At 69.7% G+C, this 20,512-nt stretch carries 18 protein-coding genes and 3 tRNA genes; 10 read left to right on the top strand and 11 right to left on the bottom strand.

The window, feature by feature from the left end; all coding sequences use genetic code 11:
* Nucleotides 1–63 precede the first annotated feature (63 nt).
* Nucleotides 64–149, bottom strand: a tRNA-Leu gene (locus FK531_RS01080).
* Between the two features lie 162 nt (nucleotides 150–311).
* Between FK531_RS01080 and FK531_RS01075 the strand changes: the two genes are divergently transcribed.
* The 7 genes from FK531_RS01075 (at nucleotide 312) to pknB (ending at nucleotide 9,939) form a co-directional block, all read left to right on the top strand.
* Nucleotides 312–1,616 (top strand): FHA domain-containing protein, encoded by a 1,305-nt coding sequence (locus FK531_RS01075; RefSeq protein ID WP_142094807.1) that lies wholly within the window; start codon nucleotides 312–314, stop codon nucleotides 1,614–1,616.
* Nucleotides 1,617–1,789: 173 nt separating this feature from the next.
* Nucleotides 1,790–2,254, top strand: a complete 465-nt coding sequence (locus FK531_RS01070; RefSeq protein ID WP_142094806.1) for an FHA domain-containing protein FhaB/FipA — start codon at nucleotides 1,790–1,792, stop codon at nucleotides 2,252–2,254.
* Entirely contained in the window at nucleotides 2,251–3,705 is a 1,455-nt protein-coding gene (locus tag FK531_RS01065; RefSeq protein ID WP_142094805.1) for a PP2C family protein-serine/threonine phosphatase, read from the top strand. The genes FK531_RS01070 and FK531_RS01065 overlap by 4 nt, the downstream gene beginning before the upstream one ends.
* Nucleotides 3,705–5,159 (top strand): FtsW/RodA/SpoVE family cell cycle protein, encoded by a 1,455-nt coding sequence (locus tag FK531_RS01060; RefSeq protein WP_142094804.1) that lies wholly within the window; start codon nucleotides 3,705–3,707, stop codon nucleotides 5,157–5,159. Before FK531_RS01065 ends, FK531_RS01060 begins: the two co-directional genes overlap by 1 nt.
* On the top strand, nucleotides 5,156–6,646 hold the full coding sequence (locus tag FK531_RS01055) for a peptidoglycan D,D-transpeptidase FtsI family protein (protein ID WP_142094803.1): 1,491 nt from the start codon (nucleotides 5,156–5,158) through the stop codon (nucleotides 6,644–6,646). The genes FK531_RS01060 and FK531_RS01055 overlap by 4 nt, the downstream gene beginning before the upstream one ends.
* Nucleotides 6,647–6,649: 3 nt before the next feature.
* Nucleotides 6,650–8,011 (top strand): serine/threonine-protein kinase, encoded by a 1,362-nt coding sequence (locus FK531_RS01050; RefSeq protein ID WP_142094802.1) that lies wholly within the window; start codon nucleotides 6,650–6,652, stop codon nucleotides 8,009–8,011.
* Nucleotides 8,008–9,939, top strand: a complete 1,932-nt coding sequence (gene pknB / locus FK531_RS01045; protein WP_142094801.1) for a Stk1 family PASTA domain-containing Ser/Thr kinase — start codon at nucleotides 8,008–8,010, stop codon at nucleotides 9,937–9,939. The genes FK531_RS01050 and pknB overlap by 4 nt, the downstream gene beginning before the upstream one ends.
* Before the next feature lie 85 nt (nucleotides 9,940–10,024).
* Here the strand turns inward: pknB and FK531_RS01040 are convergent, their stop codons facing one another.
* Nucleotides 10,025–10,684, bottom strand: coding sequence for an aminodeoxychorismate/anthranilate synthase component II (locus FK531_RS01040; RefSeq protein WP_142094800.1), 660 nt, complete (start codon nucleotides 10,682–10,684; stop codon nucleotides 10,025–10,027).
* Between the two features lie 80 nt (nucleotides 10,685–10,764).
* Nucleotides 10,765–11,511: a DUF881 domain-containing protein gene (locus FK531_RS01035; RefSeq protein ID WP_142094799.1), complete on the bottom strand. Its 747-nt coding sequence runs from the start codon at nucleotides 11,509–11,511 to the stop codon at nucleotides 10,765–10,767.
* 222 nt (nucleotides 11,512–11,733) lie between these two features.
* Between FK531_RS01035 and crgA the strand changes: the two genes are divergently transcribed.
* A complete protein-coding gene (gene crgA, locus FK531_RS01030) occupies nucleotides 11,734–11,997 on the top strand; it encodes a cell division protein CrgA (protein WP_142094798.1) in 264 nt (87 codons plus the stop codon).
* A gap of 92 nt (nucleotides 11,998–12,089) precedes the next feature.
* Nucleotides 12,090–12,560 carry a PH domain-containing protein gene (locus FK531_RS01025; RefSeq protein WP_246097749.1) on the top strand — a complete coding sequence of 157 codons (471 nt, stop codon included), beginning with the start codon at nucleotides 12,090–12,092 and terminating at the stop codon, nucleotides 12,558–12,560.
* Between the two features lie 56 nt (nucleotides 12,561–12,616).
* On the opposite strand, the gene FK531_RS01020 is transcribed toward FK531_RS01025, so the two are convergent.
* Entirely contained in the window at nucleotides 12,617–13,573 is a 957-nt protein-coding gene (locus FK531_RS01020) for a rhomboid family intramembrane serine protease (RefSeq protein ID WP_142094797.1), read from the bottom strand.
* Nucleotides 13,574–13,589: 16 nt separating this feature from the next.
* Entirely contained in the window at nucleotides 13,590–14,117 is a 528-nt protein-coding gene (locus tag FK531_RS01015; RefSeq protein ID WP_142094796.1) for a peptidylprolyl isomerase, read from the bottom strand.
* Nucleotides 14,118–14,166: 49 nt separating this feature from the next.
* On the opposite strand from FK531_RS01015, the gene FK531_RS01010 reads away from it, so the two are divergent.
* Nucleotides 14,167–14,622, top strand: a complete 456-nt coding sequence (locus FK531_RS01010; RefSeq protein WP_142094795.1) for a hypothetical protein — start codon at nucleotides 14,167–14,169, stop codon at nucleotides 14,620–14,622.
* A 118-nt stretch (nucleotides 14,623–14,740) separates the two neighbouring features.
* Here the strand turns inward: FK531_RS01010 and FK531_RS01005 are convergent, their stop codons facing one another.
* The 6 genes from FK531_RS01005 to FK531_RS00980 form a co-directional block, all read right to left on the bottom strand.
* Nucleotides 14,741–15,376 carry a CG0192-related protein gene (locus FK531_RS01005; RefSeq protein WP_142094794.1) on the bottom strand — a complete coding sequence of 212 codons (636 nt, stop codon included), beginning with the start codon at nucleotides 15,374–15,376 and terminating at the stop codon, nucleotides 14,741–14,743.
* Nucleotides 15,377–15,483: 107 nt separating this feature from the next.
* A tRNA-Ala gene (locus FK531_RS01000) sits at nucleotides 15,484–15,556 on the bottom strand.
* 145 nt (nucleotides 15,557–15,701) lie between these two features.
* A tRNA-Ile gene (locus FK531_RS00995) sits at nucleotides 15,702–15,775 on the bottom strand.
* Between the two features lie 100 nt (nucleotides 15,776–15,875).
* Complete coding sequence (locus FK531_RS00990) at nucleotides 15,876–17,237, bottom strand: DUF3566 domain-containing protein (RefSeq protein ID WP_142094793.1); 1,362 nt, start codon at nucleotides 17,235–17,237, stop codon at nucleotides 15,876–15,878.
* A complete protein-coding gene (gene gyrA / locus FK531_RS00985) occupies nucleotides 17,238–19,751 on the bottom strand; it encodes a DNA gyrase subunit A (RefSeq protein ID WP_142094792.1) in 2,514 nt (837 codons plus the stop codon).
* A 203-nt stretch (nucleotides 19,752–19,954) separates the two neighbouring features.
* Nucleotides 19,955–20,506, bottom strand: coding sequence for a GTP-binding protein (locus FK531_RS00980; protein ID WP_142095295.1), 552 nt, complete (start codon nucleotides 20,504–20,506; stop codon nucleotides 19,955–19,957).
* Nucleotides 20,507–20,512 lie beyond the last annotated feature (6 nt).

Here is a 20,512-nt window from a genome sequence, read left to right as displayed (position 1 = left end):
AACGAGGTCCCGAACTCTTGTCGAGTTCGAGACCTCGTTGATTGCAGTTCGTGGAACTGCTGGTGGTGGGCGAAGGGGGACTTGAACCCCCACGTCCCGAAGGACACTGGCACCTGAAGCCAGCGCGTCTGCCATTCCGCCACTCGCCCGAGCGACGCTGGAAACACTAACACGACCTGCCACGGAATCACGATTCGCCCCCCTCACCTGCGATGAAGGACCGGGAGGCCACCGCCCCGGGAGAAAGGTAGATATCATGCAAAGGCGGCCCCGAGGCCGCGACACGCGGAGAACGTGGGAGAGGAGGCACCATGGGGATCGTCCAGCGATTCGAACGCAAGCTCCAGGGCGCCGTCGGCGACGGGTTCGCCCGGGTCTTCGGCGGTGGAGTCGTCCCCCAGGAAGTGGAGGCCGCGCTGCAACGCGAGGCCGCCGACCGGCTGGAACACCTCGACGGCGGGCACCTGCTGGCCCCGAACTCCTACGTCATCACCATCAACGAGTCCGACCACGAGGAACTGGCCGCGGACCGAGACTTGACAGTGAAGGCCTTCGCCCGACACCTTGAGGGCTTCATCCGCGACCAGGGGTGGCAGACCTACGGACCGATCAGCGTTCGGTTCGAGTCCTCACCCTCGCTGCACACCGGTCAGTTCCGGACCAGCGGAGCGGTGAACCCCGATGTGGGCACAACATCCCACCCCGACCGGGGGCAGGCAGTACCGTTACCGCCCGCGCAGGCACGACCCTCCGCACCCTTGAACCCAGGAGCTGGCTACATGACGCAGAACTCAGGCTTCGACCCCAATCGTGAGCCCGCGGACGACCGCGGCGAGGGTCGGTCCGGGTACCAGCAGGACTATCCGGTGAACGGATACGCGCAGAACGGAAGCGCCTACCCGAGCTATCCGGGTGCCGCCTCGCAGACCGGGTTCGACCCGGCCGGTCCGCGCAACGGATACGCCCACAACGGGAACCGCAACGGCAGCGAGTACCCGACCGGCGGCGGCGCCGGAACCCAGCAGCCGTCCCCCGCGTACCCGCCGGCGCAGTCCCAGGCGCAGGGCTACGACTACCCGCAGGCCGACTACCAGCAGGCGGACTACTCCCAGGCCGACTACGCGGCCAATCCCTACCCGCCCGCCGACTACCAGCAGGCGGACTACGCGGCGAACCCGTACCCGCCGGCCGACTACCCGGCAAACCCGTACCCGCCCAGCGACTACCCGGCAAACCCGTACGGGCAGCAGGACTACCCCGCGTACGGCCAGCAGCAGGCCTACGCCCAGCCCTACCAGCCCGAGTACGGCGGCTTCGACCCCAACCGCACCCTGACCGCGACCCTGCAGCTCGAGGACGGCAGCGGCCGCAACTTCCAGCTCAGGGAGGGTCGCAACGTCATCGGCCGCGGCCAGGAGGCGCAGTTCCGGCTGCCCGACACCGGCGTCTCGCGTCGGCACATCGAGATCCGCTGGGACGGCCAGGTCGCCATGCTCTCCGACCTCGGCTCCACCAACGGGACCACCGTCAACGGTGCGCCCGTGCAGGATTGGCAGCTCGCCGACGGCGACGTGATCCGCGCCGGACACTCCGAGATCCTGGTGCGCATCATCTAGCCGCCACGACCGACCAGCCCAGCACCACACCACCGGAATTCCCAGCGAGTTCCGTATTGTGGTGGGGCACGCCCATATCGCGATCGACCTCAGCCGCATCGCCATAGGATGCTGCCAGCAAAACGCCGGAATACACGGGGCAACCCGCTCGCCAGAGGAGGAGGTGGACCGCTGTGCAGGGACTCATCCTGCAGTTGACCAGGGCCGGCTTCCTGTTGCTGTTGTGGTTGTTCGTGTGGGCGGTCCTACGAACCCTGCGCAGTGACGTGTACGCCGCGTCCGGAGTCCGGGTGCCGCAGCGTTACTCACGCACCTCCTCGGTGCTGCCGACCTTCGGAAAGCAGAAGGTCGCCAAGAACCTCGTCGTCACCCAGGGTGCGCTGGCCGGCACCCGGATCACGCTCGGCACCCAGCCGGTGCTGATCGGCCGGGCCGACGACTCCACGCTCGTCCTCACCGACGACTACGCCTCCACCCGCCACGCCCGCATCTCGCCGCGCGGAACCGATTGGTACGTCGAGGATCTCGGCTCCACCAACGGCACCTACCTGGACCGCGCCAAGGTGACCACCGCGGTCCGAGTGCCCCTCGGTACCCCGGTTCGAGTGGGCAAGACCGTGATCGAGCTGCGCCCGTGACCCTCGTCCTCCGCTACGCGGCCCGCAGCGACCGCGGCCTGGTGCGCTCGAACAACGAAGACTCCGTCTACGCGGGCGCCCGACTGCTCGCGCTGGCCGACGGCATGGGCGGACACGCCGCCGGCGAGGTCGCCTCGCAGCTGATGATCGCCGCCCTGGCCCACCTCGACGACGACGAGCCCGGCGACGACCTGCTCGGCAAGCTCGAGGCCGCCACCCGCGACGGCAACGCCGCGATCGCCGAACAGGTCGAGGAGGAGCCCGAACTCGACGGCATGGGCACCACCCTGACCGCGATCCTGTTCGCGGGCAGCAAGCTCGGCCTGGTGCACATCGGCGACTCGCGCGCCTACCTGCTGCGCGACGCCACGCTCACCCAGATCACCCGCGACGACACCTTCGTGCAGTCGCTGGTCGACGAGGGCCGCATCACCGCCGAACAGGCGCACACCCACCCGCAGCGCTCGCTGATCATGCGGGCGTTGACCGGCAACGAGATCGAGCCCACGCTCACCGTCCGCGAGGCCCGTACCGGCGACCGCTACCTGCTGTGCTCGGACGGACTGTCCGACGTGGTCAGCGACGAGACCATCGCCGAAGTACTCGGCGACGGCGAACCCGGCGATTCCGCGGACCGGCTGATCGAACTCGCGCTGCGCAGCGGCGGACCGGACAACGTCACCGTGGTCGTCGCCGACGTGGTCGACGTCGACTACGGCCAGAGCCACCCGATCGTCGCGGGCGCGGCGTCCACCGAGGACGAGGAGGACGCCCCGCCGCCGGACACCGCCGCCGGCCGCGCCGCGGCGATGCGTCCGCCACGCGCGAACCCGCGCCGGGTCGCCGCACCCGCCGATCCCCCGCCCGCGAAGAAGAGTCACCGCCTGCGCTGGATCCTGTTGTCGCTCGGCCTGATCGCGGTGATCGTCGCGGGCCTGGTGATCGGCCGGGTCCTGATCCGGCACAACTACTACGTCGGCGCCAGCGACAGTCGCGTCGCGGTCCTGCGAGGGGTGCCCGGCTCGGTACTGGGCTACTCGCTGCAAGACGTCAACCTCGTCGGGTGCGTCACCGACACCGGCAAACTGAGCCTCGTCCCGCCGGACTCCGCGCCGTCGACGTGCTCGGTCCTGATGGTCGACGACCTGCAGCCGTCGGCCCGCGAACAGGTCCGCGCCGGGCTGCCGTCCGGTTCCCTCGAGGACGCCAAGAGCCAGATGACCCGGCTCACCGTCGGCGACCTGCTGCCGGTGTGCCAGGTCCCGACCACCACGCCGACCCCCGCCCCGACCCCGACTGCACCCGCCCCGGCTCCGGTGCCCACGCCGACCCCCGTGGTCGGCCCGGTACCGCCGCCGGCCCCCGCCCCTGCCCCCACCAGTGAGCCGGCTCCCGCGCCGACGACAACTCCCACCCAGGTACAGGGGCAGAACTGCAGGACCGGTCGCTGATGTCCGTGTCCGCCGCACCGTCGGGGGCCTCCTTCCCCAGCCCGCCTGGAGGATTCGCGCCCGCGCCGCAACAGTCGAACCGGCGCGGTGTCGAACTGGCGCTGATCTGCAGCGCGATTGTCATCACCACGATCTCGCTGGTGCTGGTCGAGGCCAGCCAGGAACAGACCATCACCTGGGACCTGGTCAAGTACGCCCTCGCGTACGCCGCCCTGTTCCTGATCGCCCATCTGGCGGTGCGACGCTTCGCCCCGTTCGCGGACCCGCTGCTGCTGCCGATCGTGGCACTGCTCAACGGGCTGGGTCTGGTGCTGATCCACCGGCTCGATCTCGCGGACGCCTCGACCGCCGCCTACTTCGGCCGGGCCATCCCCTCGCCCGACGCGAACCAGCAGGTGATGTGGACCGCGCTGGCGATCGCCGGCTTCATCGCCGTCCTGGTGTTCCTGAAGGACTACCGGCTGCTCGCCCGGTACAGCTACACGCTCGGGTTGGCCGGCCTGGTTCTGCTCGCGATCCCCGCGGTGCTGCCGGCGTCGATGTCCGAGGTCAACGGCGCGAAGATCTGGATCAAGCTGCCGTTCTTCAGTATTCAGCCCGGTGAGTTCGCGAAGATCCTGCTGATCATCTTCTTCGCCTCGGTGCTGGTCTCCAAGCGCGAACTGTTCACCACCGCGGGCAAGCACGTCTTCGGCGTGGACCTGCCGCGCGCGCGGGATCTCGGACCGATCCTGGTGGCCTGGGTGGTCTCCATCGGTCTGCTGGTCCTCGAGACCGACCTGGGCAGCTGCCTGCTGCTGTTCAGCACCGTGCTGGTGCTGCTCTACATCGCCACCGAGCGGGTCGGCTGGCTGCTCATCGGCGTGGGACTGCTGGCCATCGGTTTCGTGTTCGCGTACCAGATGTTCGGCCACGTCCGGGTCCGGGTGGACACCTGGCTGGACCCGCTCGCCGACTACAACAACACCGGCTTCCAGATCTCCCAGTCGCTGTTCGGCCTCGCGACCGGCGGGCTGGCCGGCACCGGACTCGGCAGCGGCAGGCCGTCGCAAGTCCCGTTCGCCAAGACCGACTTCATCGTCGCGACCATCGGCGAGGAGCTCGGACTGATCGGCCTGGCGGCGGTCCTGATGCTGTTCCTGGTGTTCGTGATCCGCGGGTTGCGCACCGCGCTCGCCGTGCGTGACAGCTTCGGCAAGCTGCTCGCGGCCGGGCTCGCGTTCACCGTCGCGATCCAGGTGTTCGTCGTCGTCGGCGGCGTCACCAAGCTGATCCCGCTGACCGGTCTGACGACGCCGTTCATGTCCTACGGCGGATCCTCCCTGCTGGCCAACTACCTCCTGCTGGCGCTGCTGATGAAGATCTCCGACTCGGCCCGCACCCCGGCGCAACCGAAGAAGAAGGGACCCGCACCCATCGCGGACGCACCGACCGAAATGCTGAGGCGCCCATGAACACCCCGCTCCGGCGCGTCGCGATGGCAGTGATGGTGATGGTTGTCGCGCTGCTCGCCAACGCCACCTACGTGCAGGTCATCAAGGCCGACGACCTGCGCACAGACCCGCGCAACTCGCGGGTCCTGCTCGACGAGTACTCCCGTCAGCGCGGGCAGATCTCGGCGGGCGGTCAGGTGCTGGCGGCCTCGGTCCCCACCGACGACCGGTACAAGTACCTGCGGACCTACCCGCCGAACCCGGCGGCGACCTCGAGCCCGTTCGCGAACGCCCCGATCACCGGCTTCTACTCCATGCTCTACGGCAACACCGGCCTCGAGCGCAGCGAGGATGCGGTGCTCAACGGTTCCGACAACCGGCTGTTCGGCAGGCGCTTCTTCGACCTGGTGTCCGGTCGTGACCCGCGTGGCGGCAACGTGGTCACCACGATCAATCCCGTTGTGCAGCAGGTCGCGTACGACCAGCTGACCGCGAAGGGCTACACCGGATCGGTGGTCGCGATCAAGCCGAGCACCGGCGAGATCCTGGCGATGGCGAGCACCCCCAGCTACGACCCGAACCTGCTCGCCAGCCACGACGGCACCGTGAGCACGCAGGCCTGGGAGGCGCTCAACAACGACGCGGACAAGCCGCTGCTCAACCGCGCGGTCTCGCAGACCTATCCGCCCGGCTCCACCTTCAAGGTGGTGGTCACCGCGGCGGCGCTGTCGAAGGGCGCCACGCCGGACGAACAGCTGACCGCCGCGCCGAACATCACCCTGCCCGGCACCAGCACCACACTGGAGAACTACAACGGCAGCACCTGCGGCGGCGGCCCGACCGCGTCACTGCGGGAGGCCTTCGCCCGCTCCTGCAACACCGCGTTCGTCGAACTCGGCATCAAGACCGGCGCCGACGCCCTCAAGGACAAGGCCTCGGCGTTCGGCATCGAACCCGACTCACCGGGCATCCCGATCCCGGTCGCCGACGGCACTGTCGGCTCCATCCCCGACGACGCGGCGCTCGGCCAGACCAGCATCGGTCAGCGCGATGTCGCGCTGACCCCGCTCGAGAACGCGGTGATCGCCGCGACCGTCGCCAACGGCGGCGTCCGCATGCAGCCGCACCTGGTCGCGCAGCTGCAGAGCCCCGACCTGTCGAACCTGGCCACCACCAACCCCGAGTCGAAGGGGCAGGCGGTCACGCCGCAGGTCGCGGCGACGCTGACCGACCTGATGATCGGCTCGGAGAACAACACCGGTGGCGGCGGGAAGATCCCCGGCGTGCAGATCGCGTCGAAGACCGGCACCGCCGAGCACGGCACCGACCCGCGCAACACCCCGCCGCACGCCTGGTACATCGGTTTCGCCCCCGCCCAGAACCCGCAGATCGCGATCGCCGTGATCGTGGAGAACGGCGGCGACCGCGCGCTCGCCGCGACCGGCGGCTCGGTGGCCGCCCCGGTCGGCCGGGCCGTCATCGCGGCCGCACTGAAGCAGGGGGGCTGAGCGTTGACCCTCAACAACGGCGGCGTCATCGCGAACCGCTACCGGCTGCTGCGCCTGATCGCCACCGGCGGCATGGGCCAGGTCTGGGAGGCCACCGACAACCGACTGCACCGTCGGGTGGCGGTCAAGGTGCTCAAGGCCGAGTTCTCGACCGATCCGGAGTTCCTGGAACGGTTCCGGATCGAGGCGCGAACCACCGCGCAGCTCAACCACCCGGGGATCGCCGGCATCTACGACTACGGCGAGACCCGTGACGCCACCGGGCAGGCGACCGCCTACCTGGTGATGGAGCTGGTCAACGGCGAACCGCTGAACGCGGTGCTGGCCCGCGTCGGCCGGCTGTCGCTGCCGCACGCGCTGGACATGCTCGAGCAGACCGGCCGGGCGCTGCAGGTCGCGCACGCGGCGGGCGTGGTGCACCGCGACGTCAAACCCGGCAACATCCTGATCACCCCCGCGGGTCAGGTGAAGATCACCGACTTCGGGATCGCGAAGGCCGTCGAGGCGTCGCCGGTCACAAGGACCGGGATGGTGATGGGCACCGCCCAGTACATCGCCCCGGAGCAGGCACTCGGCCAGGACGCCTCGCCGGCCAGCGACGTGTACTCGCTCGGCGTGGTCGGGTACGAGGCGCTGGCCGGGTTCCGGCCGTTCACCGGCGACGGCGCCCTGACGGTCGCGATGAAGCATGTGCAGGAGGTCCCGGCGCCGCTGCCGGCGGATCTGCCGCCGAACGTGCGCGAACTGATCGACATCACGATGGCCAAGGACCCGGCAGCCCGGTACGGCAGCGGCGGCGAGTTCGCCGACGCCGTCGCCGCGGTGCGCTCGGGTCGACGACCTCCGTTGCCCGGCACCGGACGTCCGACCGCCGCGACCACCGTCGTCGTCCCGCCCGCCGCCGGGACCCAGATTCTTCCGACCTCGCAGTCCGAATATGCTGGCCCCGCGTCAGGTTCCGCGCCGGTGCCGCCGACCGGAATGACCACCGGGCAGAAGGTTCTTGCTTGGGGCGGAGGCGGCCTGTTGCTGGCGGCGCTGCTGATCGGCGCGGGGATGCTGCTGTTCGGTGGCGGCGACGCCCCGTCGACGACCCCGACCACCACCCGGCCCCCGATCACGACCACCCACGTGCCGACGACCACCAGGCCGCCGATCACCACGACGACGGAACCGCCCACGACGACGGACGAGACGACGGAACCGACGACGACCACCGAAGAGACCACCACCGAACAGACCACCACCACCGAGCCTCCGACGACCACCACGACGAAGGCCAGCACCACCACCAAGACGAAGACCACCACCGCCACCACCACGCCGAGCGAGACCACGAGCCCGGCCCCCCAAGGACAGCCATGACCACACCCCGCAAGCTCTCCTCCCGCTACGAGCTGGGCGAGATACTCGGCTTCGGTGGTATGTCCGAGGTGCATCTCGCCCGCGACATGCGCCTGAGCCGTGACGTCGCGATCAAGGTGCTGCGCGCGGACCTCGCCCGCGACCCCACGTTCTACCTGCGCTTCCGGCGTGAGGCGCAGAACGCGGCAGCACTGAACCACCCGGCGATCGTGGCCGTCTACGACACCGGCGAGGCCGAGACCGACGCGGGCCCGCTGCCGTACATCGTGATGGAGTACGTCGACGGCGTGACGCTGCGCGACATCGTCCGCGGTGAGGGCCCGATGCCCGCGCGACGGGCGATGGAGGTCATCGCCGACGTGTGCGCCGCGCTGGACTTCAGCCACCGCAACGGCATCGTGCACCGGGACATCAAGCCTGCCAACATCATGATCAACCGCGCCGGCGCAGTGAAGGTGATGGACTTCGGCATCGCCAGGGCCATCTCGGACAGCTCGAGCCCGATGACGCAGACCGCCGCCGTCATCGGCACCGCGCAGTACCTCTCGCCCGAGCAGGCCCGCGGCGAACAGGTCGACGCGCGCTCGGACGTGTACTCGCTCGGCTGTGTGCTGTTCGAAATCCTCACGGGCGAACCGCCGTTCAAGGGCGACTCGCCGGTCGCAGTCGCCTACCAGCACGTCCGGGAGGACCCGGCGCTGCCGTCGTCGGTGAACCCCGACATCCCGCGCGAGCTGGACTCGATCATCCTCAAGGCGATGAGCAAGAACCCGGCGAACCGCTACCAGAGCGCCGCCGAGATGCGCAGCGACCTGGTGCGGGTGCTCGGCGGTCAGCGTCCGGGCGCCCCGATGGTGATGAACGACGAGGACCGCACCACGATCCTCGGCGCGATGGACTCGTCCGGCCGGTACGCCGCCACGCCCGCACCGAACCCGGCGCCGTCCGCGCCCGCCGCGGCGCCCGCGGACGGCGCGCCTCCCAAGCGCAAGGCCATGCGGACCGTCCTGCTGTCCGTGGGCGCGCTGATCGTCATCGGCATCGTCGGCGCGTTCCTGTGGTCGCTGGGCCCGGGTTCGAAGGCCGCCCAGAAGTTGGTGCCCGACGTCACCAACCAGTCCTCGCAGACCGCCCAGACCACGCTGCAGAACGACGGCTTCCGCGTGCAGACGCAGCCCAAGCCCAGCGCCGTCGTGGCCAAGGGCAACGTGATCGCCAGCATCCCCGTCGCCGGAAGCAAGGCCGACGAGGGCACCACGGTGACCCTCGACGTGTCCAGCGGCCCGGAACAGGTGGAGGTCCCGAAGCTGACCGGGATGAGCCAGGCGCAGGCCGCGCAGGCGCTCAACGCGGTCGGCCTCACCCTCGACCCGACGGTCGCGCGTGCGCCGTCGACCACGGACCAGCTCGACAAGGTGACCGCGCAGGACCCCGCGGCGGGCGCGAACGTCGAGATCAACGGTCTGGTCAAGCTCACCCTGGGCAGCGGCCCGGAACAGGTGCGGGTGCCGAACGTCGTGGGTCAGACCCTCGAGGTGGCGCAGCCGAACATCGAGGGCGCCGGGTTCAAGGTGCAGGTCGAGAACATCGACTCCGGCAAGCCGAAGGGCCAGGTCGTGTCCACCGACCCGACCGGCGGCACCTCCGCGGCGCGCAGCACCACCGTCACCCTCAAGGTGTCCAACGGCAACATGATCCAGATGCCGGACCTGAGCAACCAGACGGTCTCGCAGGCGCTGGACTCGCTCCGCCGGGCCGGCTGGACAGGGTCGTCGAGCCAGCTGTCACAGCGTCCCGAGGCGACCTTGGAGGCCGATCAGGTCGGCAAGGTGGTCACCCAGGCGCAGCCGCCGGGATCCGAACTGTCCAAGACGGCGACCGTCTCGGTCGGCATCGGCCAGCTCGGCATCCCGAGCGGTCCTCGCTAGCGCGCCGCCACCACCCACAGGGTGAGGGGAACCATCATTCGGCCTGACAGGGTGATGGTTCCCCTCACCCTGTCAGCGTCGGCGGTCAGGAGTGGGTGAGCGCGTCGCCGAGGGCCCGCGCGACCTCCGACTCGAGGGTCTCGACGAGCGACTCGGCCGGCCGCTCACCGCACACCTCGAGCCAGTTCGCGAGCATCCGGTGCCCGCCCTGTGTCAGCACCGACTCGGGATGGAACTGGACCCCGTGAATCGGCAGGTCCCGGTGCCGCAACGCCATCACGATGCCGGTGTCGGTGTGCGCGGTCGCGATCAGCTCGTCCGGCATCGTCTCCGGCAGCACGGTCAGCGAGTGGTAGCGCGTCGCGGTGAACGGGTTCGGCAGGCCGGCGAGTACCCCGGTTCCGTCATGGGTGACGCGACTGGTCTTGCCGTGCAGCAACTCCGGTGCCCGGTCGACGGTCGCACCGAAGGCGGCGCCGATCGACTGGTGCCCGAGGCAGACCCCGAGCAGGGGGGTTCGCGCCTGCGCGCACGCAGTCACGAGGTCCATGCTCGCGCCCGCGCGCTGCGGGGTGCCGGGGCCGGGGCTCAGCAGGATGCCGTCGAACTCGGCCGCGACGGCGGCGCGGTCGCCGAGCCGGGGGTCGTCGTTGCGCCAGACGGTGGCCGTCGTACCGAGCTGTCCCAGGTACTGGACCAGGTTGAAGACGAAGCTGTCGTAGTTGTCGACCACGAGGATGCGCATCGGCCCAGGATATGCGCCCCACGACCGTGCGCGCGCAGTACCCCACCCGGGGTGAACGGCGCGCACGGGCCGCGGAGCGGCTACCGCGCGAACTTGGTCCGCAGCTGGCCGGTGTACGCCGGGACCGTCAGCGAATCCGACGCCGTCTGGGTGTAACCGAGGCCGTACCGCACCGCGTACTGCTTGAACGTCCGCACACCTGGCTCGGCGTCGAGGGCCGCCCCGATCCTGGCGGGGTCGCCGATCGCGGTCATCACGTAGGGCGGGCTGTACGTCCGGCCGTGCAGCAGCAGGGTGTTGCCGATGCAGCGCGGCGCGGTGGTCCCGACCACCCGCTGGTCCTGCATCCCGACCGCGGTGGCCCCGCCCGCCCACAACGCGTTCAGGACCGACTGCACATCCTGCTGGTGCACCACCAGGTCGTCGGGCCGGGCGTCGGCCGGGTAGTTCCCGTCCGAGTCCCGGGGCGCGTCGGTGAGGGTCACCCGGACACCCGGTCCGGTGACCTCGGACAGCCCGGCGTCCGCCTCCAGGGCGTGCACCTGCGCGAGGGTGGCCGCGACGCCCGTGTCGGAGTGTGCGGCGGTGGCCTGCAGGGACTCGACCTCGGCGGCGAGGGCGTCCCGGTCGCCCGCCGCGCGGTCGACGTCGTTCTGCGCTGCGCGCACCAGATCCGACAGTCGGGTGGTGTCGCCGCGGCGCAGCTCGTTCCCCGCGGACACCTCACGGGTCGTCGCGAACAGCAGCCCGGCGATCAGGCAGACGAGGGGCACACACGCGATCCAGACCGTCGCCCGCCGACCGCGACGGCGTTCGCTCTCGGCCATCTGCGGTGCCTCCCCCTGGCGCGCGGACCCCACCGCGGGCGCGGCTGCTGGGGCGGTGTCGTTCGTCGGTCCTTGGCCTACGGCGTCGGCGCTGGGTTAGCGTGTACCCGCGACCGGTAGGTTCGAATGTACCTGGTAGGCGTCGGCGACGACGGCTGCCGCGGTGGCAGGTCTCAACCACTTCAGTCCGTTACCCACAGAGTCAATCCACACGAGGACGTCATGCCCAAGTCGAAGGTCCGCAAGAAGACCGACTACACGATCAATCCCGCGAACCGCACCCCGGTCAAGGTGAAGGCCGGCCCGTCGAGCGCGCTCTACGTGTCCGTGATGCTCGGTTTCATGCTGATCGGACTCGCCTGGTTGATCGTGTACTACCTCGCCGCGGACCAGATCGGGTTTATGAACAGCCTGGGGGCGTACAACTTCCTGATCGGCTTCGGATTCATGGTCGTCGGGCTCGTCATGACGATGAGATGGCGTTGACCTCGGTTTTTCACCGAACCGCGGTTTCCAATTACATCCGTGTCATTCATCCCCAGTGTGGATAAGACCTGTGGATAACCTCGGGAGTACGTGTGCATAACCCCGAACCGGCCTGGTCCACACCCACCCCTGCCCTCGTCGCAACGGGCGTGGGCGGGGTGGCGATGGCGCTTGCCGCGGCGCTGCTGCCGACCGATCCGGCGGGCCGGTTCCTGATCGGACTCGCCGCGCTCGGACTGTTGGTGGTCACCACACTCGGGGTGCGCCAGCGCCCCCGACTGGCCGTGCTCGACGGCGGTCGCGGCATCGCGGTCCGCCGGGTCCGCGGCCGACTCGAGTTCGACCGCACGGATCTGGCCCGGGTGCGGATCGTGCGCTACCCGCGCTTCGGTCGACGGGTGCCGATGCTCGAGATCGACGTGCGGCCCGCGGGCGCCGACGAGGACAGGCTGATGATCTTCGGCCGCTGGGACCTGGGCACCGACCCGACCGACGTCTTCGACGCCCTGGCCGTCCGCGGCCTGGTGCCGCCGGACCGCCGGGGCACGTCCACCGCCGGGTGAGGGGAACCATCACCCGGTCAGGCCGAATGCTGGTTCCCCTCACCCGGTAGCGACGGCTAGAGGCCGAGTTCGCTCCGCAACTGGACGACCCGCATGCCGACGACGCCCAGTGTGACGAGGGTGACCGCGGCCAGCCCGATCCAACCGATCCGGACGGCCTTCTCCCGGTCCTGTCCCGCGCCGAGCCACTGCGGCGCGTACAGCAACGCGGCGGTCGCGGCGGCGCCGGCGACCAGACCGCCGAAGTGGCCCCAGAACGAGATGCCGGGCAACGAGACACTGATGATCACGTTGATCGCGATCACCCCGATGATCGGCGCCGGACTCCGGCGGAGCTTGAGCAGGATGACCGCCTGGGCACCCATGATGCCGAAGATCGCTCCCGAGGCACCTGCCGTGAAGCCGCCCCCCTCGAAGGCCATCACCGACGCGGACCCGCCGAGCAGCGAGATGGCGTACACCGCGAGGTACCGCGCACGCCCGAGGATCAGCTCGGTGTCGCGCCCGAGGATGTACAGGGCGAACATGTTGACGGCCAGGTGGATCAGGCCGAAGTGGAGGAACCCGCTGCCGACCAGCCGGATCCAGTCGCCCTGAGCCACGTCGTAGGGCGAGAGCACCCACCAGCCGAACAGCGGTGAGTTGAAGGTTGCCGCGCCGGTGAAGCTGTTGACGAAACCGGCGCCGTTGTCCATCACCGACTTGGCCTGCAGCGCCGTCACCAGGTAGACGAGGATGTTGATCCCCATCAGGGCGTACGTCGCGATCGGCTTGGGTCGGGTGGCCGTCACCGCGTTGCCCGCGACGCCGCGGACAGGCCGGACATCACGCTGCGCGGCGGCGACACAGTCGACGCAGTGATAGCCGACGGACGCCTCACGCAGGCAGTCCGGGCAGGCGGGGCGTCCGCAGCGCGTGCAGGACAGCCCGGTCGGGCGGTCCGGGTGTCGCACGCACCGCGGTTGGGGCGGCGTCCCGTCTCCGGGCACACCGCCCCAACCGGGGTTCGTCATCTCGAGTGCTTCCCGCTCAGGAGATGGTGATGCTGTTGATCACGACCGGCTCGACCGGGCGGTCGGTGCGGTCGACCGGGGTGCCGGAGATCGCGTCGACAACCTTCTTCGACTCGGCGTCCACGACCTCGCCGAAGATGGTGTGGCGACGGTTCAGGTGCGGGGTCGCGCCGGTGGTGATGAAGAACTGCGAGCCGTTGGTGCCCGGGCCGGCGTTCGCCATCGCGAGCAGGTACGAGCGGTCGAACTGCAGCTCCGGGTGGAACTCGTCCTCGAACTTGTAGCCCGGGCCGCCGCGACCGGTACCGGTCGGGTCGCCACCCTGGATCATGAAGCCGTCGATGACGCGGTGGAAGACTGCGCCGTCGTAGAACGGTCCGGTCTTGGTGCCCGCCGCGTTCTCGGTGCTGTAGTCCTTGGAGCCGTCGGCGAGGCCGACGAAGTTCGCGACAGTCTTCGGCGCGTGGTTGCCGAACAGGGCGATCTTGATGTCGCCGCGGTTGGTGTGCAGCGTTGCGGTTGCGGTCTGATTCGGTGAAGTCACTCCCCCATCGTGCCATTGCTGCCGACAGGACATGTGCGACAGTGGAGAGATGACCCGCGCGTCGAAGCACTCTCCCGCCCCTGTCCGCGTCGAGGCCGAGCCGGTGCCGATCGACCAGGCCGCGGTGCCCGCCCCCCAGTCACCCGCGCTGACCAGCGCACTCCGGTTCGCCCAGAGTGCCGCGCTGGGCCTGGCGAAGGGCGGTGGCACCCTGGCGAAGGGCACCGGCACCGTCGGCGTCTACCTGCTCGGCAAGGGCTTCTCGTTGGCGAAGGACGTGTTGTCGCGCCCGAAGCAGGCACCCGCCCTGGCCCTGGTGGACGAGCACACCGTCGCAGATGCGGCCAAGTCCGTGCGTGGCAAGCGGCGTGGGCGGCGGGTGGCCGTCCTCGTGGCGACCGGCGCGGCCGTGGCCGCCGTCGGCCTCTTCGTCAAGAAGCAGCGCACCGAGACCCCGCCGGTCGCCGATGCGCCGCCGAGCCTGCGGGACCTCGAGACCTCCTGACCGCGGCTCGAGCGCCTGTGCACAACGGGTACCGAAACCAATTGCTGCACAGGTTTGTTCACAATTCCACAGGGGCGCACCCAATCGGTCGCTCGGTCCGCGTGGACGAATCCGCGCACTAGCGCAGCCGCGCAGTCCCGAGCAGTGCCGACTCCTCCCGCCCCGGCCAGGTCCCCACGAGAACGGGTGCCTCGCCGGGAGGCGGTCCCGCATCGATCACCCGGACCACCTCAACTTCCACCCCACCCGAACGCACCGTGGTCGTCGATCGGCCGTTCGTGACGCCGACGGCACTGAGCACGGGTACTGCCGTGCCGGGAGTCCCGCTGCCGCGCACCCGGGTGGTCACCTCGCGTCCCTCGGCGTCGGCGGGGTTGGCGTACTCGAGTTCAGCCTGAGCCGCACCGGTGAGGATCGCCGTGAGGAGCGCGGTCGCGTACACCGGGTCCGCGCACGCGTCGTACACCCAGCGTGTGCCGAGGACGGAGTGCTCCATGGTCGTGATCAGTGCCGACTCGGCGCCGGCCAGCGGGGCACCGCGGTAGGTCACCGGGACCTGCAGCACGCGGCCGTCATCAGCGCCCAGCACGTGGGTCTCGACGCCGACCTCACCGTCGGGATCGTCGAACCGGTACGCGCCAAGGACGTGCAGAGCTGCGGTGTCGACGTCGAGGGTCCAGGGCTGGTCGGGAACCCAGTGCCTGAGCATCTCGATCTTCGACGGAACCAGCTGAGCCCGATGGATGAGCGCCATGGCGTCGACGGTACGCGTGGCAGATGGGCATCCGGACGAGGTTCGGAGCGGAACTAGGAGTGCGGGCAGGTGGAGCGCGAACTGCGCTCACCCGCGGGAAGTACTTGTGGAGCCTAGGAGATTCGAACTCCTGACATCTGCCTTGCAAAGGCAGCGCTCTACCAACTGAGCTAAGGCCCCGTCCGCGTCAGCGGCTGGTGACCTCGTGCCAGACGTCCGCACTGCGGTGCTGCGACCTCAGCTTGGTCAGTCCGAAGAGCACCGTCACAACGGCCGCTACGAGTAGCAGAACCTTCATGCTCGAACCCTTCGTCGGCACGGGGAGTGGGCCTAGGAGGACTTGAACCTCCGACCTCTTCCTTATCAGGGAAGCGCTCTAACCGCCTGAGCTATAGGCCCGTACTCGGTGCGAAAAACGTGTCTCTCGAACCGAGGCATGAGATTACCCCACCGACCCGCGGCCGCCCAAATCGGGCCGGTGGGGAATCGAAATGCCAGGTCAGTCGCGGTCCGCCAGCGTCACCTCGACACCACCGACCAGGTCAGTGCAGAGGTTGTAGATGAACGCACCGACGGTCGCAAGGGCGGTGAACAGTACGACGTTGATCACACCGATCAGCGCCGAGTATCCGAACACCTGTCCCGCCGTGACGAGCCCGCTGTTGCCGGTCTCGGACACGATGTCGGTGAAGGCATTGTTCAACCGGTCCCAGACACCCATGCCGTCGAGCACGAGGTACAGGAACCCGACGGCGAACATCCAGACGAAGAACAACGCGACCGAGAGAACGAGGGACACCTTGAGGGCGGACCAGGGGTCGATCTTGCGGATCTGGACGGACGCCCGCAGCGGATCTCCGACCGGCGCGGTCGCAGCGACCACCAGCGACGGCTGCTTGCCGGACACCGGCGCGTGCACCGGCTCAGCGGGGATCGGATGCTTGACCTCGGAGAGGTCGGGCAGATCCTTGGCGAGGTCGGTCCGGTCGATGTGCCGGGTCGGGCCGTCGATCACGGCCGCTTTCGCCTTGGCGGTCTCCCGCTGCGTGGCGCGCGCGGCCTGGTCGGCACCCACGGGCGGGCGCGTGGCGGGCGGCACGGCGCCGGGCGTTCCCTGACCCGCCGGTCCACCGTTGACCTGGGTGCCGCGCTGCCACGGCGGGGTCTGACCCTTGCCGGTCGCGGCGCCCGGACGGGTTCCCGCGGCCGCGGTTCCCTGTGGGCGGACCGCACCGGACGGCTGGGCTGCCGGACGGGCGCCGGTCGCGGGCGGCTGCTGGGTGGGTCGTCCCGTGGGCGCGGTGGGCGGCTGGGTGCCGGCCACCGGCTCGGCCGGGCGCTGCGTGGGGGGCTGGGCCCCCGCAGTGCGACCGTTCTGCGGCGCCGGCGCGGCCGCCGGCTTGGACTGCCCCGTCGGTGCGGTCGGGGCGGGAGTGGGGGCCGCGGACTTCGACGGCTCGGGCGCCGGACCTGCCGGCTGCGTGGGTGCGGCAGATTTCGCCGGCTGCGCGGCGGGAGCCGGGGTGGCCGGCTGCGCAGTACCCCCTTCAGGACGCTGTGCGGACGGCTGCGCCGGGGCACCCGACTGTCCGCTGCCCGTCGGCGCCGACTGCGGCGCGGCGGGAGCCGCGCCGGCAGCGGGGGCAGCGGTCGGCTTCGCGGGTCCGGTCGAGGGCTGCGCGCCACCGCCCTGGCCCGCCGGGGCGCCCGTGGCGGGCGACTTCTCCGCCTGCGAGGGGACCGGGGTCGGCGCTGGTGCGCCGCCCGGTCGGTCCCCCTGCGCCGGCGCACTCGGCGCCTGCTCGGCGGGGCCGGTGGCGGGTGCCACGCGGTCGCTGCCGGGCTGATGGGGAGTGCTCACTTACGACTCCTTCGGTGCGTCGGTCGCGGCGGCGTCGGACTCGTCCGGTTCGTCGGCGTTGCGCGCGATCGCGAGCAGTGTGTCGCCGTCTCCGAGGTTCATCAGACGCACGCCCTTGGTCTGGCGGCCTGCCTTCCGGACCTGCTTCGCAGCGGTACGGATGACACCCCCGCCCGAGGTGATGGCGTAGAGCTCGTCGTCGTCGTTGACGATGAGCGCTCCGACCAGGGTGCCACGGCGCTGGTCGTACTGGATGGTGAGCACGCCCTTTCCGCCGCGCCCCTGGACCGGGTAGTCCTCCATCGGGGTGCGCTTGGAGTACCCGCCGGACGTCGCGACCAGCAGGTAGGTGCCCTCGCGCACGACGTTGAGTGACAGCAGCTCGTCCTCGCCGTTGAACCGCATGCCCTGCACGCCGGAGGTGGCGCGACCCATCGGCCGCAGCGCCTCGTCGGTGGCGGAGAAGCGGATCGACTGCCCCTGCGCGGAGACCAACAGCAGGTCGTCCTCCGCGGAGCAGAGCACGACGCCGACCAATTCGTCCTCGCCGCGCAGGTTGACCGCGACGATCCCGCCGCTGCGGTTGGAGTCGAAGTCGGTCAGCTTGGACTTCTTGACCAGGCCGTTGCGGGTGGCGAGCACCAGGTAGGGCGCGTCCTCGTAGGTCTTGATCTGGATGATCTGCGCGATCCGCTCGTCCGGCTGGAAGGCGAGCAGGTTCGCGACGTGCTGGCCGCGGGCGGTGCGGCTGGCCTCGGGCAGCTCGTACGCCTTGGCCCGGTAGACCCGCCCCTTGGTGGTGAAGAACAGGATCCAGTCGTGCGTCGAGCTGACGAAGAAGTGCTTGACCAGATCGTCCTGCTTGAGCCCGGCGCCCTGCACGCCCTTACCGCCGCGCTTCTGCGAGCGGTAGAGGTCGGTTTTGGTGCGCTTGGCGTAGCCGGTCTCGGTGATCGTGACGACCACGTCCTCGCGCGCGATCAGGTCCTCGTCGGAGACGTCGCCGTCGGCGGCGATGATCCGGGTGCGGCGGTCGTCGCCGTACTTGTCGACGATCTCCTTGAGCTCGTCGCGCACGATCGCACGCTGCCGCTCCGGCTTGGCCAGGATGTCCTCGAGGTCCGCGATCTCGCGCTCGATCTCGGCGAGCTCGTCGACGATCTTCTGCCGTTCGAGGGCCGCGAGGCGCCGCAGCTGCATCGCCAGGATCGCGTCGGCCTGGATCTCGTCGACGGTGAGCAGGTTCATCAGGCCCGCGCGGGCGACGTCGACGGTCTGGGACGCCCGGATGAGTGCGATGACCTCGTCGAGCGCGTCGAGCGCCTTGACCAGGCCACGCAGGATGTGGGCCCGCTCCTCGGCCTTGCGCAGCAGGTAGCGGGTGCGACGGACGATCACTTCGAGCTGGTGGTTGACGTACAGGCGGATCATCTGGTCGAGCCGCAGGGTGCGGGGTACGCCGTCGACGATCGAGAGCATGTTGCAGCCGAAGCTGGTCTGCAGCTGGGTGTGCTTGTAGAGGTTGTTGAGCACGACCTTGGCCACCGCGTCACGCTTGACGGTGACGACGATCCGCATGCCGACGCGGTCCGAGGACTCGTCGTGGATGTCGGAGATCCCCGCGATCTTCGCGTCGCGCACCTGTTCGGCGATCGAGGTGATCAGGTTGTCGGGGTTGACCTGGTACGGCAGTTCGGTGATGACGATCGTGGTGCGCCCCTTGGCGTCCTCCTCGATCTCGACGACGCCGCGCATACGGACCGAGCCACGACCGGTGCGGTACGCGTCGTTGATGCCCTGGCCACCGACGATCAGGCCGGCGGTCGGGAAATCGGGTCCCTTGATCCGCTCCATGACGGCCTCGAGGGTGACTTCCTCGTCGGCCGCGTAGTTCTCGAGGGCCCAGTAGATCGCCTCGGCCACCTCACCCAGGTTGTGCGGCGGGATGTTGGTCGCCATACCCACCGCGATGCCGCCGGAACCGTTGATCAACAGGTTGGGGACACGGCTGGGGAGAACCGTCGGCTCTTGCGTCTTGCCGTCGTAGTTCGGCGTGAAATCGACCGTGTCATGGTCGATTTCGCGGAGCATCTCCATCGCCAGCGGCGTCAGGCGGCACTCGGTGTACCGCATGGCGGCGGCGCCGTCGTTGCCTCGGGAACCGAAGTTGCCCTGGCCGTCGACGAGCGGGTAGCGCAGCGACCACGGCTGCGCCATCCGGACCAGGGTGTCGTAGATCGAGGTGTCGCCGTGCGGGTGGTAGTTACCCATGGTGTCGGCGACCGGACGCGCCGACTTCACGTAGCCGCGGTCGGGGCGGTAGCCGTTGTCGTACATCGCGTAGAGGACGCGACGGTGCACGGGCTTGAGTCCGTCGCGCACGTCCGGCAGCGCACGACCCACGATCACGCTCATCGCGTAGTCGATGTAGCTGGACTGCATCTCCTGCTGGATGTCCACCGGCTCGATGCGGTCGTGCCCCGGTTCCTCCGGCGGCAACGTGGTGTCAGTCATCGGCTCCTCTTCTTCTCAGCGAACGGTCCTGGTAGAGCCTGCGGACCCGGGGCGTGCGAAGCGTCGAAGTTCGTAAGCTCCGATGCCGGCATCGCGCAACCCGTCAAGTCTATAGGTGCAGGTCAGCCAGACCCGGCAGCACTCGCTGATTGTCCGGCATTCCGCGTCGAGTCGGGGGTGCCGCGAGGGGCCGACGGCCGGTTCTAGCCGACCGGCTGGGCGAGCCGGGTGAGCGCGTACTCGGTGATCGCGACCAACGCTCCCTTCGCCGACTCCCGGCTGCGGGCGTCGATGGACAGGATCGGCACGTCCGCGGGCACCGCGAGGGCCTGCCGGATCTCCTCGAGCGGGTAACGCGGCGCGTCGTCGAACTCGTTGATCGCGACGACGAACGGCAGCTTGCGGGCCTCGAAGTAGTCGACGGCGGCGAAGGACTCGTCCAGCCTGCGCGTGTCGATCAACACGATCGCCCCGATGGCGCCCCGGATCAGGTCGTCCCACATGAACCAGAACCGCTGCTGGCCAGGCGTGCCGAACAGGTACAGCACCAGGTCCTCGGCGAGGCTGATCCGCCCGAAGTCCATGGCCACGGTCGTGGTCGCCTTCTGCGGGGTGGCGGCCAGGTTGTCCACGCCGTCGGAAGCGTTGGTGACCAGCGCCTCGGTCCGCAACGGGACGATCTCCGACACCGCGCCGACGAGGGTGGTCTTGCCGACGCCGAATCCACCGGCGACGACGATCTTGGTCGAGGTCACCCGGTC

Source organism: Rhodococcus spelaei, assembly GCF_006704125.1.
Lineage (GTDB): Bacteria > Actinomycetota > Actinomycetes > Mycobacteriales > Mycobacteriaceae > Rhodococcus_G > Rhodococcus_G spelaei.
This window is presented reverse-complemented; position numbering and strand designations above follow the sequence as displayed.

Bases quoted from the DNA above. Each gene is read 5' to 3' on its own strand.
- FK531_RS01075 (WP_142094807.1), top strand. From the start codon at position 312: ATGGGGATCGTCCAGCGATTCGAACGCAAGCTCCAGGGCGCCGTCGGC.
- FK531_RS01060 (WP_142094804.1), top strand. From the start codon at position 3,705: ATGTCCGTGTCCGCCGCACCGTCGGGGGCCTCCTTCCCCAGCCCGCCT.
- FK531_RS01055 (WP_142094803.1), top strand. From the start codon at position 5,156: ATGAACACCCCGCTCCGGCGCGTCGCGATGGCAGTGATGGTGATGGTT.
- pknB (WP_142094801.1), top strand. From the start codon at position 8,008: ATGACCACACCCCGCAAGCTCTCCTCCCGCTACGAGCTGGGCGAGATA.
- FK531_RS01040 (WP_142094800.1), bottom strand. From the start codon at position 10,684: ATGCGCATCCTCGTGGTCGACAACTACGACAGCTTCGTCTTCAACCTG.
- FK531_RS01035 (WP_142094799.1), bottom strand. From the start codon at position 11,511: ATGGCCGAGAGCGAACGCCGTCGCGGTCGGCGGGCGACGGTCTGGATC.
- crgA (WP_142094798.1), top strand. From the start codon at position 11,734: ATGCCCAAGTCGAAGGTCCGCAAGAAGACCGACTACACGATCAATCCC.
- FK531_RS01020 (WP_142094797.1), bottom strand. From the start codon at position 13,573: ATGACGAACCCCGGTTGGGGCGGTGTGCCCGGAGACGGGACGCCGCCC.
- FK531_RS01010 (WP_142094795.1), top strand. From the start codon at position 14,167: ATGACCCGCGCGTCGAAGCACTCTCCCGCCCCTGTCCGCGTCGAGGCC.
- FK531_RS01005 (WP_142094794.1), bottom strand. From the start codon at position 15,376: ATGGCGCTCATCCATCGGGCTCAGCTGGTTCCGTCGAAGATCGAGATG.
- gyrA (WP_142094792.1), bottom strand. From the start codon at position 19,751: ATGACTGACACCACGTTGCCGCCGGAGGAACCGGGGCACGACCGCATC.